Consider the following 14609-nt stretch of genomic DNA (forward strand, 5'->3'; position numbering starts at 1 on the left):
TGATCAATTTCGCGGCGTGTCGAACGACGGCGCCGCCGGCACGCGTACGTTGGGGTACGGCGTGAGAGGCCACTACGGAGGGATCATCCCCATGGCACAGCAGGCGCGCATCGGTGTCACCGGGCTGGCGGTGATGGGCCGCAACCTGGCCCGCAACCTGGCCCGGCACGGACATCCGGTGGCGGTGCACAACCGCACCTCGGCCAAGACCAAGGCGCTGGTGGAGGAGTTCGGCGACGAGGGCACGTTCCTGCCCGCCGAGACCCCCGAGCAGTTCGTCGCCTCGCTGGAACGGCCGCGCCGACTGGTGATCATGGTGAAGGCGGGCGGGCCGACGGACGCGGTGATCGACGAGTTCGCGCCGCTGCTGGAGCCGGGCGACATGATCGTGGACGGCGGCAACGCGCACTTCGCCGACACCCGCCGCCGGGAGGCCGCCTTGCGCGAACGCGGCGTCCACTTCGTCGGCACCGGCATCTCCGGCGGCGAGGAGGGCGCGCTGAACGGCCCGAGCATCATGCCGGGCGGCTCGGCCGAGTCGTACGAGGCGCTCGGCCCGCTGCTGGAGGACATCTCCGCCAAGGTCGACGGCGTCCCCTGTGCCACCCATGTCGGCCCGGACGGCGCCGGGCACTTCGTCAAGATGGTGCACAACGGCATCGAGTACGCCGACATGCAGCTCATCGCCGAGGCCTACGACCTGCTCCGGTATGCCGCCGGGCTCTCCCCGGCCGAGATCGCCGAGGTCTTCCGCACCTGGAACACCGGGCGCCTGGAGTCCTACCTCATCGAGATCACGGCCGAGGTGCTCGCGCACACCGACGCCGCCACCGGCAAGCCGTTCGTCGACGTCGTCCTTGACCAGGCCGAGCAGAAGGGCACCGGCCGCTGGACGGTGCAGACCGCCCTGGACCTGGGCGTCCCGGTGGGCGGCATCGCCGAGGCCGTCTTCGCCCGGTCCGTCTCCGGCCACGCCGACCTGCGGGAGGCCTCGCGGAACCTGCCCGGCCCGTCCCGCGCCAAGGTCGAGGAGTCCGGCTTCGCCGACGCCGTGGAGCAGGCCCTCTACGCCTCCAAGATCGTCGCGTACGCGCAGGGCTTCCACGAGATCCAGGCGGGCAGCGCGGAGTACGGCTGGGGCATCGACCCCGGCGCGATGGCCACGATCTGGCGCGGCGGCTGCATCATCCGCGCCCGCTTCCTCGACAAGATCCGCGAGGCGTACGACGCCGACCCGGGCCTCCCGACCCTCCTGCGGGCCGAGCACTTCGCCGAGGCCGTCGGCGCCGCCCAGGACGCCTGGCGGCAGGTGATCACCACCGGCGTGCGGCTGGGCATTCCCACGCCCGGGTTCTCCGCCGCCCTCGCCTACTACGACTCGCTGCGGGCCGACCGGCTGCCCGCCGCGCTCACCCAGGGCCAGCGGGACTTCTTCGGCGCCCACACCTACCGCCGCACCGACCGCGACGGCTCGTTCCACACCCTCTGGGGCGGCGACCGCACGGAGACCGGTGCCTAACGACCGGCGCCTAGCCGCCGGTCACCGCACCGCGCGTTCGCGGAACTTCACCGTGATCTCTGACAGCTTCTTCTGCGGGGTGCTGGGCCCGATGATGAGGCCCAGCATCGAGCTGTCCGCCCATGCGCAGATCTGCATGGCGATCCCGTCGGCCTTGGTCTTGCCGCATCGGAGCAGGCCGCCGAGCCGGCCTGCGGGGTAGTTCTTGGTAGCGGAGACGCCTCCGCCGGCGAACGCGCCATCGAGGGCCACCGCCGGAGACTGTGCCGTAGAGGGAAGGCCGGCCACGTCGGCGTAGGAGAACCCCACGAAGATGAGTTGCTCGCCGCCCTTGGAGTAGAGCCCGGCCTTCACCTTGTCCGCGCCTGCCTTGGCCAGGGGGCGGCTCAACATCGCCTTGCGCACGCTGTCGGTGAGGCTGCGCGCCTCGCTCCCGGTATCACGGTCGAAACCGGCCACCGACCTGGGCAGGGTGAGGGAGCGTCTGGGGGCGGCGGCGGACGTCTGAGGCGCTGGCGTGGTCGGCGACTGGCCGTCCGCGGCCGGGGGCGCCGCGCTCCGGTTCGGCCGCGGCGCCTCCTCGTCGCCCGAGAGGGCCACCGCGCCGACGACCGCGCCGCCGACGGCGAGCACCGCCACGGCGACGGACGCACCGATGATCAGGCCGATCGGCCGCCGTGGGGGCGGCGGGGTCGGTGGGGGCGGTGGACCCCAGGCTCCGGGCTGGCCCCAGGCTCCGGGCTGCTGGGGGTGGCCGGGCGGTGGCCACTGCGGGGTGAACGGAGGCGCCGGGCCGGCGGGCGGCGGCGCTTGCGGACCCTGGCCGGGGGCGGCCCAGCCGGGGGGCGGTGGCGGCTGGTCGTCGCTCATGAGCACCTGCTCCCTTCCGTGGAGCCGCCGTCCGTCCGGCGGCTTCTCGCGGCTTACTGATCATTGGACGCGCGGTCCCCGCCGCCGGATGGCATGAGCAGGGGGCGATCAAGGGCAGGATGGAGGGGTGACGAGCCTCATCGACCGCCTGCCCGCCGAGCCCGCCGATCCCGACGCCCTCTTCGAAGCGTTCGAGGGGTGGGTGTCCGAGCGCGGGATCACGCTGTACCCGGCGCAGGAGGAGGCGCTGATCGAGGCGGTCTCCGGGTCGAACGTGATCCTCGCCACCCCGACGGGGTCGGGCAAGAGCCTGGTGGCGGCCGGGGCGCAGTTCGCGGCGCTGGGGCGCGACGAGGTCAGCTTCTACACCGCGCCGATCAAGGCGCTGGTGTCGGAGAAGTTCTTCGACCTGATCGAGATGTTCGGCAGCGACAACGTCGGGATGATGACCGGCGACGCGAGCGTCAACGCCGACGCCCCGATCATCTGCTGCACGGCCGAGGTGCTGGCCAACATCGCGCTGCGGGACGGCGCGGACGCCGACATCGGGCTCGTGGTGATGGACGAGTTCCACTTCTACTCCGAGCCCGAGCGCGGGTGGGCATGGCAGATCCCGCTGCTGGAGCTGCCGCAGGCGCAGTTCGTGCTGATGTCGGCGACGCTCGGCGACGTCGCGCGGTTCGAGACCGACCTGAAGCGGCGGACGGGACGCCCGACCGCGGTGGTGTCGTCGGCGGAACGGCCCGTGCCGCTGAAGTACGAGTACCGGGTCACGCCGCTGCACGAGACCATCGAGGAACTGCTGGCGGACCAGAAGGCTCCGGTCTACCTCGTGCACTTCACGCAGGCGGCCGCGATCGAGCGGGCGCAGTCGCTGATGAGCATCAACGTGTGCAGCAAGGAGGAGAAGGCCAAGATCGCCGACCTGATCGGCAACTTCCGGTTCACGACGAGGTTCGGGCGCAACCTGTCGCGGTTCGTGCGGCACGGGATCGGCGTGCACCACGCCGGGATGCTGCCCAAGTACCGGCGGCTGGTGGAGCGGCTGGCGCAGGCCGGGCTGCTCAAGGTGATCTGCGGCACCGACACGCTCGGGGTGGGCGTCAACGTGCCGATCCGGACGGTGGTGTTCACGGCGCTGTCGAAGTACGACGGGCACCGGGTGCGGCGGCTCCGGGCGCGGGAGTTCCACCAGATCGCGGGCCGCGCGGGACGGGCCGGGTTCGACGTGGTCGGCTATGTCGTCGCTCAGGCGCCCGAGCACGTGGTCGAGAACGAGAAGGCCCTGGCCAAGGCGGGCGACGACCCGAAGAAACGGCGCAAGGTGCAGCGGAAGAAGCCCCCGGAGGGCTTCGTGGGATGGGACGAGGAGACGTTCGTCAAGCTGCAGACCGCCGAGCCCGAGCCGCTGAAGTCCCGTTTCCAGGTCAGCCACGCCATGCTGCTGTCGGTGATCGCGCGTCCGGGCAACGCGTTCCAGGCGATGCGCAAGCTCCTCACCGACAACCACGAGGAGCGGCCCCAGCAGCGCCGCCACATCTCCCAGGCGATCGCCATCTACCGCTCGCTGCTGGCCGGGGGAGTGGTCGAGCAGCTGGAGGTGCCCGACGAGCACGGCCGCTGGGCGCGGATCACCGTGGACCTCCAGCAGGACTTCGCGCTCAACCAGCCGCTGTCGACGTTCGCGCTGGCCACCTTCGAGCTCCTGGACCCCGCCTCCCCGACGTACGCGCTGGACGTCCTGTCGGTGATCGAGTCGACCCTGGACGATCCGCGCCAGATCCTCGCCGCCCAGCTCAACAAGGCCCGCGGCGAGGCGGTCGCGGAGATGAAGGCCGAGGGCATGGAGTACGAGGAGCGCATGGAGGCGCTCCAGGACGTCGACTACCCCAAGCCCCTCGAAGAGGAGCTGGAGGCCGCGTACGAGATCTACCGGCGCGGCCACCCCTGGGTCGGCGACCACCCGCTGCGCCCCAAGTCCGTCGTGCGGGACATGTACGAGCGGGCGATGACGTTCACCGAGTACATCGGGTTCTACGAGCTCGCCCGCGGCGAGGGCCTGGTGCTGCGCTACCTGTCGGGCGCCTACAAGGCCCTCCAGCAGACCGTGCCCGAGTCGATCAAGAACGACGACCTGATCGACCTCATCGAGTGGCTCGGCGAGCTGGTCCGCCAGGTCGACTCCAGCCTGCTGAACGAGTGGGAGCAGCTGGCCAACCCGTCCGACGAGACCCTCGCCGAGGACCTGGAGGAACGGGTCACCAAGGTCACGGCCAACGCCCGCGCCTTCCGGGTGCTGGTGCGCAACGCGATGTTCCGGCGGGTGGAGCTGGCGGCGCTCGAACGGTACGCGGAGCTCGGTGAGCTGGACCCCGAGTTCGGCGCGGGCGCGTGGGCCGAGGCCATGGACGCCTACTTCGAGGAGCACGACGAGCTGCCGACCGGCCCCGACGCGCGCGGTCCGAAGCTCCTCCAGATCGAGGAGGTGCCCGAGGACTCGCTGTGGCGGGTGCGGCAGGTCTTCGACGACCCGGCGGGCGACCGCGACTGGGGCATCAGCGCGGAGGTCGACCTGGCGGGGTCCGACGAGGCGGGCGAGGCCGTGCTCCGGGTGACCGCCGTCGACCGCCTGGGAGGCTGAGCGTGGACGTCGACGCCTTCGAGCGGGCCGCCTGGGAGGGCCGGGCCGCGGCCTACGACCGCGGGTTCGCCCGGCTGACCGCCCACACGGTCGAAGCCGTCCTCAACAGCGCCGCGGCCGGCCCACGCACCCGCCTGCTCGACATCGGGTGCGGCCCGGGACCGGTCACCGCCGCCGCGCTCACCCTCGGCGCCCAGGTCACGGCGGCCGACGCCGACCTCGACATGGTCGAGCTGGTCGCCCGCCGCCACCCGCACGCCCAGGTACGCGTCGCGGCGCTGCCGGGCCTGCCGTTCCCGGACGAGTCGTTCGACGCCGTGGCCGGCAACTTCGTCATCGAGCACACCGGCGACCCGGTGGCCGCCGCCGCCGAGCTCCACCGCGTTCTGCGGCCCGGCGGGACGATCGTGCTCACCTGCTGGACGTATCCGGGCAACCGGGCCGTCGCGGTGTTCTCCGAGGCCCTCCGCGCGGCAGGCGCCGAACACCCGGCCGGCGTGCCGGCCGAGACCCCGTTCTCCGCGCACGCCGAGCCGAAACCGTTCGCGCGCCTGCTGACCGAGGCCGGCTTCGAGGGCGCCGCCGCCGACATCCTGCGCTGGACGCACCGTGTCGACCCCGACGCCTGGTGGGCCGATGTCCTGGCCGGAACGACCCGCACCGGTGCCGCCATCACCGGGCAGGACGCCGCGACCATCGACCGGATCAAGGCCGAGTACGACCGTGCCGCCGCCGGATACGTCACCGCGGGCGACGAGGTCGCCCTCCCCGCCTGCGCCCTCCTCGCCCACGCCGTCCGCTAGACCCCGCGCCTCCCTCTTGGGAGTGAGGACTGAGGACGGCACGCGCTCGATACTGGTGGCGGTCCAGGACGTGGGGTGAGCACGTGTCGATCGTCGAGCGGGCGCGGGCGTTGCCGCGGCGCGAGGTGGACGCGGTGATCACCATCGTGTGCTCCGTCCAGATCCTCCTCCAGGCGGGGGTGGACGAGAGGCTCGAATGGTGGGTGCCGCTCATGGTGACGGGCTACGCGCTGCCGCTGATGTGGCGGCGGCGTTTCCCGTTCGCGGTGACGTTCGTCTGCGGCATCGGCACCTCCCTGATCGCGCCGACGGAGCTGCTGGGGCAGTTCCCGTCGGTCCAGCTGGTCGCCACCTACACCTTCGCCGAGCTGTGCCCGCCGGTGAAGAGGGCGCTCGCCGTCGCAGGCACCGTCGTCGGCATCACCGCCTCGATCCTGATCCCCAGGGACGAGCCCCTGAACCTCGGGCTCGTCGGCATCGCGTTCGCGGTGGCGTACGCCCTCGGCACGGGCGCGCGGGCGCGGCGCGACCGGATCGCCATGCTGGAGGAACGCGCGCGGCGGTTCGCCGAGGAGCAGGACGCCGCCGCGACCCGGGAGCGGGAACGGATCGCCCGCGAGATGCACGACATCATCGCCCATTCCATGAGCATGATCGCCATCCAGGCGGAGGGCGGCTCGGCGGTGGCGCACCGCGATCCGGCCAAGGCCGCGCAGGTCTTCGAGACCATCTCGGACACGTCCCGGGAGGCGCTGGCGCAGCTGCGGCGGGTGCTCGGCGTGCTGCGGGCGGAGGGCGCGGCGCGGCGTCCGCAGCCGGACCTGGCGGAGTTGCCCGCCCTGGTCGACGGGGTGCGGAAGACGGGCCTGACCGTCACGCTGGAGGAGACGGGCGAGGCGCGGCCGGTGCCGCCCGGCCTGGGCACGACCGCCTACCGGATCGTTCAGGAGTCGCTCACCAACACCGTCAAGCACGCGGAGGCCGCCGGTGTCCGGGTGCGGCTCGGGTGGGAGCGCGACACGCTGCGGCTGCAGATCTGCGACGACGGCCGCGGGCCGGGTGACGCCCCGGGCGGCGGGCACGGCCTGGCCGGGATGCGCGAACGCGTCGCGGCGGCCGGGGGAGAGCTCACGTTCGGCCCGGCGACCGGCGGATCGGGCTTCCGTGTCGAGGCCCGCTTGCCCTTGAATTAGCCCGTGCCGACCAACGAGACGATCCGTGTGCTCATCGCCGACGACCAGGCGCTGGTGCGCGACGGCTTCGGCATGATCCTTTCCGAGGAGCCCGACCTTGTCCTGGTGGGAGAGGCCGCGGACGGGGCCGAGGCGATCCGCGCGGCGCGCGAGCTGTCCCCCGACGTCGTCCTCATGGACGTGCGCATGCCCAACGTGGACGGCATCGAGGCGACCGCGGCGATCTGCCGCGACACGTCCGCCAGGGTGCTGGTGCTCACCACGTTCGACCTCGACGAGTACGTGTACGACGCGCTGCGGGCCGGGGCCAGCGGCTTCCTGCTGAAGGACATGCGGCGCGCCGAGCTGGTCGAGGCGGTACGCGTGGTGGCCAGGGGGGAGGCGCTGCTCGCGCCCACCGTGACCAGGCGGCTCATCGCCGACGTGGTCGCGCGGAGCGGCGGATCGCCCGGATCGCCCGGGTCGCCGCGGCCGGACGCGCTCCTGGCGACGCTGACCGCCCGGGAGGCCGACACGCTGCGGCAGGTCGCCAGGGGCCTGTCGAACGCGGAGATCGCGCGGGAGCTGTACGTCACCGAGCACACCGTCAAGACCCACGTCAGCAGCGTGCTGAGCAAGCTGGCGCTGCGCGACCGGGTGCAGGCGGTGGTCCTGGCGTACGAGTCGGGACTGGTCCGGCCCGGCGAGGCTCCGTCTCCAGAGGGAGGCGCTCGCTCCTGAGAGCGGGCCGTCATTCCGCTCCTCACGGCGATTCGTGACAGCGGGTCCGCGGCCGACCATCGAGGCAGCTCGCAACCCCCTGGGAGGCTGTCATGGTCCGCACCGTCAGCGGATTCTCGATCCGCCGGCCGTTCGTCGTCATCGTGGTCTGGCTGGCCGTGCTGGTCGCCGGCTTCGGTGTCGGCACCGGCGTCTTCGAACGGCTGACCTCCGAGGTCGGCAAGGTCTCGGGCAGCGAGTCCGCTCGCGCCGAGAAACGGCTCGACCGGGCCGAGCCCCGGCCCGAACGGCTCACCGCCGTCATCACCGGCAAGCAGGCCGCCGATCCCGCGCTGCGGTCCGCGCTGGCCGCCGTACGCGCCGTCCCGGGCATCGCCGGGGTCACCGACCCGGTGCCGTCGGCCAGGGGTGACGCTTCGCTGGTCGAGGTCATGGTCGCGCCGGGCGACACCGAGGAGGACGCCTCGGAGGCCGCCGCGGACCGGCTGCGCGGCCTCGCGGGGGCCGAGGTCACCATCGCGGGCGGCCCGCTGTCGGACGCCGAGTTCGACGACCAGGCCCAGAAGGACGTGGCCCGCGCCGAGATGCTGAGCATGCCCGTGGTCCTGATCCTGTTGCTCGTCGTCTTCGGCGGGCTGCTCGCGGCCGGGCTGCCGCTGCTGATCGCGGTGGTCGGCATCGGCTCGACGTTCGGCATCCTGTACGCGTTCAGCACCGTCACCGACGTCTCGGTGTACTCCATCCAGATCACCACGATGCTCGCCGTCGGGCTCGCGGTCGACTACGCGCTGCTCATGGTGAGCCGGTTCCGGGAGGAGCGGCGCACGGCGCCGGACGTCGCGGCGGCCGTCACGCGGACCACGGCCACCGCGGGACGCACGATCGTGTTCTCCGGCCTGACCGTGATGGTCGCGTTCGCGGGCCTGCTGGTCTTCCCCGACCCGTTCCTGCGCTCGATGGGCATGGCGGGCGCCGCGGTCGTCCTGGCCGACATGCTCGCCGCCCTGACCCTCCTGCCCGCGCTCCTGAGCCGCTTCGGCCACCGGATCTCCCCGGCCGGGGAGCGCTCGGGGCGCGGTGTCTTCGCCCGCGTCGCCCATGGGGTGCAGCGCCGTCCCGTCCTGACCATGGTGGCCACGCTCGGGGTGATGGCCACGCTCGCCGGGCCCGTGCTGGGCATGCGGATCTCGCAGGGCGACCCGCGGATGCTGCCCGAGTCGACCTCCACCCGCCAGCTGTGGGACAAGCTGTCGGTGCACTACCCCGAACGGGCCCAGTGGGCGGGCCGGATCCAGGTGCTCGCCGACGCCCCGGCCGGGAACCACGACCTCGCGCGGATGCGCCGGGCCATCGAGGCCATGCCGGGCGCCGCCGAGGTGGACGAGGTGAGGCTCGGCCCGTCCCAGACCGTGTTGCTGGCGACGGCCCAGGGCCAGGGAGACAAGCCGGCCGAGGACGCGGTCAAGGCGATCCGCGACCTGCCGGTGCCGTTCAAGGTCGAGGTGACGGGCGACTCGGCCCGCATGGTGGACTACCGCGCGATGCTGGCCGAGCGCGTCCCGTGGGCCGCGGCGCTCATGATCCTCGGCACCCTGCTCCTGCTCTTCGCGTTCACCGGCTCGGTCGTCCTGCCGGTCAAGGCCGTCCTGACCAACGTCCTCAGCATCGGCGCCGCCCTCGGCCTCGTCGTCTGGGTGTTCCAGGACGGCCACTTCGCCGGGCTCCTCGGCACCGAGGGCCTCGGCTACCTCAACCTGACCGTCCCGGTGCTGGTCGGGACCATCGCGTTCGGGCTGTCGGTGGACTACGAGGTGTTCCTGCTGTCGCGCATCCGGGAACGCTGGCTGGCCGGTGCCGGGCCGCGGGATTCGGTGGCGGAGGGCCTGCAGCGAACCGGCGGCATCGTCACCGCCGCCGCCCTCCTGATCGGCGTGGTGTTCGCGGGGTTCGTGTTCGGCGGCTTCGCCCCGATCAAGGCGATCGGGCTGGGCCTGGTCCTGGCGATCGTCCTGGACGCGACGATCGTGCGGATGTTGCTCGTCCCCGCGACCATGACGCTCCTCGGCCATCGCAACTGGTGGCTGCCCCGGCCGCTGCGCCGCGTTCACGCCCGGATCGCCCTCGCGGAGCCGGCCACGGCCGGGCCGGCCGAGCCAGAGCGCGCCTCAGCCGACCCGGCCGCGCCTGAGCCGGAGGCCGTCCGCTGAGGAACGGACACGGGCGAGGGCGGATCTCGCGATCCGCCCTCGCTCCGTCATGTCCCCGGACGTCCGGTGGCCGCCCACTGCCGGGCCGTGCCCTGGTGGACGGCCTCGTAGACGCGGTCGCGCAGGGCGTTCGCCTCACCGTCCGACAGAGTGCGGGCCGGGTCCCGGAGAACGACGCGAAGCAGCACGTTCTTCTGGCCGGGCATCGCTCCGAGACGTTCGACCGCGGCCGGCGGCAGGTCCTCGACCGGGGTCTCGGAGATGACGCGGACCTCTTCGAGCGGGCCGTCGCCGAGCGCGTCGCGCACCGTGCCGCCGAGGGTCTCGGCGTCGGCGCCCGCCGCGACGGCGACCGAGAGGTCACGGGAGATCGCCGGATGCCTGGACACCGGCCGGTAGGGGGCCAGGTCGAGCATCTGGCCGGCGATGCGCGGGTCGGCAGCCGACAGCAGCCTGATGTCGGGTATCCCCTTGCGGAGCATCAGGAGCCTGTCCACGCCGAGGCCCATGGCCAGGCCGGTGGTCTCCGGGCCGAGGCCCGCGCGGGCCAGGACGTGCGGGGCGGCGAGCCCGCACTCGGCGAGCTCGATCCACTCGCCGCCGACCTGGACGTCGATCTGGCGCCCGTCCGTGGTGTAGGGGTGGTCGGCGGGCACGGTGCGGTACGCGGCGTCCGGCAGGACGGAGCGTACGACGGTGTCGATCATCTCGCCGAGGTCGGCGGTGCCCATCGGGCGGTCCCGCACGACGCGCCACAGGTCGAGCTGATGCGGGGTACCCGTATGGATACGGTCGACCACGTCGCGCCGGTACACGACGCCCGCGCAGGCCAGCAGGACGTCGTTCCAGTCCTGCGCGCCGGCGAGCTCGCGGAGGGAGGGCGGGACCATGGCACTGGTATGGCTGCGCAGCATGCAGGTCTCGCTGGCGTAGCGGGTATAGCGGGCGTCGCGGGTCACGGCGCCGGCCGGATAGCCCAGACGCTCGTAGTTGTCCTCGACGGGAACGAGCGGATGGGCGCGGACGAGGCGCAGCTCGTTCCGCCAGCGCGCCCGCAGCGCTTCGGTGAGCGCGCTGATGACGAGCTGCGCGGCGTGCGGGCCTTGAGCGGGGTCGGTCAGGTCCCGGACGCTGAGCGCGCGGGCGAGCTCGTCCGGGCTGAGCAGGCGGGAGTGCGCGGAGGGCTGTGCGGGGGAGTGCGTAAGGGAATGCGCAGGGGACTGCATGATCGCTCCGATCGGTGCGTGGTGTCCGGATGGGCGGTGATCCCCCCGGCCGGGCCGCGCTGGCACCGATACGGCTGCGATCAGGTCAGAGCACGCCGATTCGCCCCAGCGACCGGCGTTGCCGGCCGGGGGCACGGAAATCGATGTGCTCTCGGCATGATGTCCGCACTCTAGCATTCGGCGCGGCGACCTGATGATCATGCTGGGCGCTCCTGCGGCGGGCCGTCCGCCCAGGTCGGGGCCTCGGCCGAGGTCGGAGTCGGGCGCGTAATCCGCTAAGGTCATGGGCGCCGCACCGGCGAGGGGAAGGAAGACGGGACACATATGGCCGAGAAGGTCATTCGCGTGGATGACATCGACGGTTCCGAAGGGGGCGATGTCGCCAAGCGCGACTTCGAAATCCTGGGACGGATGTTCACCATCGACTTGAGCGATGACAACCACAAGCGCCTGACGGAGGCGCTGGAGACCGTGGCGTTGTACATCGACAAGTCCGTGGAGGTGAAGCGCGCCGGTAAGGGGCGCAAAGCACCCAGTCCGGCAAAGGTGAAGGGGTACACCAATGCCGAGGTCCGGGAATGGGCCGGCCGCAAGGGCGTAGAAGTGCCGGAACGCGGTAAGATTTCCGACGAGGTCTATGCGGCGTTCATAAATGATCACCCGGATGCCAGGCCGGACGCATAGTCGAAAGTAAGCGAATTGGGGGGCTCGCATGGCACAGAAGATCGAGGTTCTGCTGGTCGATGACCTGGACGGCGGCAAGGCCGACGAGACCGTTCGGTTCTCGCTGGACGGCACCGCCTACGAAATCGACCTGAGCAAGAAGAACGCCGCCAAGCTGCGCAAGGGCATCGAGCCCTTCCTGGCCGGCGCCCGCAAGTCGGGCAAGCCGGGGCGCCGCCGCGGAGCGGCATCGTCCGCGGCGAGCAACCGGGAGCGGTCCGCGGCGATCCGTGAATGGGCGCGCAAGAGCGGCATCGACGTCAACGCCCGGGGCCGCATTCCCGCCAACGTCATCGAGAAGTACGAACAGGCGCACTGACGCGCACCGGCCCAGGTTTCCGGCTTCGGGCAGAGTCTCGCGCCCAGGGCCGTCCCCGCTCAGCCAAGCGTTTCGCGCTTGGCTGAGTTGCTTTGTGCCGTATTCCGGCGGGCCACGGCGCTATGCCCGGGCCGGCGTGCGGATCGGGGCCGGGGCGTCCCGGAGCGGCTGCAGGAGATGCCCGATGTCGTCGTTTATCGGAGCGGCGTCGGCGTGCAGTTGCTGGAGGCGGCGCAGTGCGATGCCCTCGCGCAATGCCCAGGGGCAGATTTCGATACGGGTGAGGCCGAGGGCGGTCATGGTGGCCTCGGCGACCATCGCGCCGGCGAGGATCTGACGGGCCCGGGAGTGGGAAATCCCCTTGAGCTCGGCGCGTTCCGCGGCGGTGCGCTTGGCGAGCCTGGGGATCTGCTCGTCCAGCGCTTTGAGGCGCAGTACCCGGTATCCGCTGGGATTACGGTCCCGGGTGAGCTTGGCCAGCTGGGTGAACGTCTTGGACGTGGCGACCGCGTGCGCCTTCGGCCGGCCCCGGTCGCCGGGACGCAGGTGCTCGGAGAGCTGGGCGGCGAGGAAGCGGCGCAGCCGCCGGACGTGCTTGCGGGAGGGCGGGTCGCCGGGCAGATGGTCGCGGGTCAGCCGCCCGGCTCCGAGCGGCAGCGAGAGCGCCGTGCCCGCCTCCGCGCCGCTGCCCGTGGCGATCTCCAGTGAGCCGCCGCCGATGTCGGCCATCAGCAACGGCCCGGCCGACCAGCCGTACCAGGCGCGGACGGCGAGGAAGGTGAGGCGGGCCTCGTCCCGGCCCGACAGGAAGCCGAGGTCGACGCCGGTCCGGCCGGTGACCTGGTCGACGATGTCGCTGCGGTTGACGGCGTCGCGGACCGCCGAGGTGGCGAACGCGATGAGCTCGGCCGAGCGTTCGGCCCGGGCGATGCAGTGCGCCGCCGAGACCGCGGAGACCAGGCGTTCCACCGCCGTGCGGGAGATCCGGCCGTCCTTCTGGATCGCCTCGGCCAGGCGGGTGGGCCGCTTCACCGACAGGACGGTGCGGATCGGCCCGCCCGCGGCCAAATCGACGATCTTCAAATGGGCCGAGTTCGAGCCCACGTCCAGAATCGCGGTTCGCATGGCCCGGAAATGCCCGCCGGCAGGTGGATGTATCCGCCGTGGACATTTTGGGCGCCCGTTTTGGCGGCCCGCCGTTCGGTCACTCAACACGGATCGGAATCCGCCAGAGGGGTTCGGCCGGTCCGCGTCAGCTCATCGCCTTGCGGATGGCGTCACGGGTGCGGTCCATCACCGCGGCCATCGGGCCGAGCGCGAGGTTCTTGGCGGCCGACTCGGTGCCGGGATGCGGATGGGTCGGCGCGACCGCCTCGGCCGCCTTGACCGCCGCCTGCATGCCCTTGAGCTGCTGCGCGGTGGCCTTGTCGGCGAGCTCGGGAAACTCCAGCCGCTCCTCCTGCTCGGCGTGCGACTCGACCGCCTTGTGCAGGCGTTCGAACAGCGAGTCGAACTCCGGCGAGCCGGTGCCTGACTTCTCCAGCTCCTGCAAGAGCTCCTTGGCGCTCTTCTCCTCCTTGAGCCGGGCATCGATGATCCGCTCACCGTTGCCGATGGTCCGGCGGGCGAACGGGTGCACGATCTCCTCTTCGGCCGTCTCGTGCACGGCCAGCAGGTGGCGCAGCCGGTCGAACGCCTCGTCGCGGGCCTTTCCGGTGCTCTTCTCCACCGTGGAGAACAGGTTCCGGATCTCGGTGTGCTGCCGCAACAGCAGGCCCACCACCGTGTTGTCGCTCTGCTGGGTCATGTGAAGGCTCCCAACTCCACGCGCCCTCCGTCAGGGTGCTTGGACCGCCTGCCCTACCCCGGCGGCGGGATTCAATCTGAGGTGTGGGTCACGGTCTTCTCAACGGCCCCCATTCGCCGTTCTGCTCCGTCATCACGCGGGTGGCGTCCGCCAGGACGGACTCGGCCACCCAGGCGACCGGCCTGCGCACGCGGACGAGCGGCTCGTTGTCCGGGCCGCGCGCCAGTTCCTCGCCCTCCAGCACCCACGGCCGTACGCCGGGACCCTTCTCACGCTTGAGATGGGAGTAGTCGTAGAGGCGGCGGGCCACCCAGACCCAGGTGGGCCGCGGGCGCCACCACTCCTCCACGGCCAGCGGGTTGGCCGACAGCCCTGGCAGGTCGACGCCGGTCAGGGCGTCCTTGCTCTTCCCGGCCGAGTCCGCCGCCGGGCCGCGGGACCACCGGACGAACAACGCGTCCGTGCCCTCCACCAGTTCGGCGAGCTCGTCGAGGGTCGTGATCGTGGGCAGCTCCTTGTCGCACACACCGCACGTCTACCCCCTGAGCCACATCGGAATCACGCAGGTCAGCGCCGGTCAA

Annotated in this window: 13 protein-coding genes; 8 read left to right on the forward strand and 5 right to left on the reverse strand. The window is 72.0% G+C overall.

What is annotated here, in order from left to right; all coding sequences use genetic code 11:
• The first annotated feature begins 91 nt into the window (after nt 1-91).
• Complete coding sequence (gndA, locus tag ABD333_RS05805; RefSeq protein ID WP_344538339.1) at nt 92-1519, forward strand: NADP-dependent phosphogluconate dehydrogenase; 1428 nt, start codon at nt 92-94, stop codon at nt 1517-1519.
• 21 nt (nt 1520-1540) lie between these two features.
• On the opposite strand, the gene ABD333_RS05810 is transcribed toward gndA, so the two are convergent.
• Nucleotides 1541-2389: a hypothetical protein gene (locus ABD333_RS05810; RefSeq protein WP_344538341.1), complete on the reverse strand. Its 849-nt coding sequence runs from the start codon at nt 2387-2389 to the stop codon at nt 1541-1543.
• A 127-nt stretch (nt 2390-2516) separates the two neighbouring features.
• Between ABD333_RS05810 and ABD333_RS05815 the strand changes: the two genes are divergently transcribed.
• From ABD333_RS05815 to ABD333_RS05835, 5 genes are all read left to right on the forward strand, one after another.
• Nucleotides 2517-5030: a DEAD/DEAH box helicase gene (locus ABD333_RS05815; RefSeq protein ID WP_344538343.1), complete on the forward strand. Its 2514-nt coding sequence runs from the start codon at nt 2517-2519 to the stop codon at nt 5028-5030.
• Nucleotides 5031-5032: 2 nt separating this feature from the next.
• Nucleotides 5033-5833 carry a class I SAM-dependent methyltransferase gene (locus ABD333_RS05820; protein WP_344538345.1) on the forward strand — a complete coding sequence of 267 codons (801 nt, stop codon included), beginning with the start codon at nt 5033-5035 and terminating at the stop codon, nt 5831-5833.
• A gap of 83 nt (nt 5834-5916) precedes the next feature.
• Complete coding sequence (locus ABD333_RS05825) at nt 5917-7026, forward strand: sensor histidine kinase (protein WP_344538347.1); 1110 nt, start codon at nt 5917-5919, stop codon at nt 7024-7026.
• A gap of 3 nt (nt 7027-7029) precedes the next feature.
• Nucleotides 7030-7746: a response regulator gene (locus tag ABD333_RS05830; RefSeq protein ID WP_344538349.1), complete on the forward strand. Its 717-nt coding sequence runs from the start codon at nt 7030-7032 to the stop codon at nt 7744-7746.
• Nucleotides 7747-7838: 92 nt separating this feature from the next.
• On the forward strand, nt 7839-9953 hold the full coding sequence (locus ABD333_RS05835) for an MMPL family transporter (RefSeq protein ID WP_344538351.1): 2115 nt from the start codon (nt 7839-7841) through the stop codon (nt 9951-9953).
• A 47-nt stretch (nt 9954-10000) separates the two neighbouring features.
• On the opposite strand, the gene srmL is transcribed toward ABD333_RS05835, so the two are convergent.
• On the reverse strand, nt 10001-11179 hold the full coding sequence (gene srmL / locus ABD333_RS05840; RefSeq protein ID WP_344538353.1) for a PheS-related mystery ligase SrmL: 1179 nt from the start codon (nt 11177-11179) through the stop codon (nt 10001-10003).
• Between the two features lie 324 nt (nt 11180-11503).
• Here srmL and ABD333_RS05845 point away from each other — a divergent pair, with 324 nt between their 5' ends.
• On the forward strand, nt 11504-11863 hold the full coding sequence (locus ABD333_RS05845; protein WP_344538354.1) for a histone-like nucleoid-structuring protein Lsr2: 360 nt from the start codon (nt 11504-11506) through the stop codon (nt 11861-11863).
• 28 nt (nt 11864-11891) lie between these two features.
• On the forward strand, nt 11892-12221 hold the full coding sequence (locus ABD333_RS05850; protein ID WP_344538355.1) for a histone-like nucleoid-structuring protein Lsr2: 330 nt from the start codon (nt 11892-11894) through the stop codon (nt 12219-12221).
• Between the two features lie 120 nt (nt 12222-12341).
• On the opposite strand, the gene ABD333_RS05855 is transcribed toward ABD333_RS05850, so the two are convergent.
• The 3 genes from ABD333_RS05855 to ABD333_RS05865 form a co-directional block, all read right to left on the reverse strand.
• Nucleotides 12342-13346 carry a Ppx/GppA phosphatase family protein gene (locus ABD333_RS05855; RefSeq protein ID WP_344538357.1) on the reverse strand — a complete coding sequence of 335 codons (1005 nt, stop codon included), beginning with the start codon at nt 13344-13346 and terminating at the stop codon, nt 12342-12344.
• Nucleotides 13347-13473: 127 nt separating this feature from the next.
• Nucleotides 13474-14028 carry a hemerythrin domain-containing protein gene (locus tag ABD333_RS05860; RefSeq protein ID WP_344538358.1) on the reverse strand — a complete coding sequence of 185 codons (555 nt, stop codon included), beginning with the start codon at nt 14026-14028 and terminating at the stop codon, nt 13474-13476.
• 88 nt (nt 14029-14116) lie between these two features.
• A complete protein-coding gene (locus tag ABD333_RS05865) occupies nt 14117-14554 on the reverse strand; it encodes a DUF6098 family protein (protein WP_344538360.1) in 438 nt (145 codons plus the stop codon).
• Nucleotides 14555-14609: the final 55 nt, after the last annotated feature.

Source organism: Actinomadura fulvescens (genome assembly GCF_039533225.1).
In the GTDB taxonomy this organism is placed as follows: Bacteria; Actinomycetota; Actinomycetes; order Streptosporangiales; family Streptosporangiaceae; genus Spirillospora; species Spirillospora fulvescens.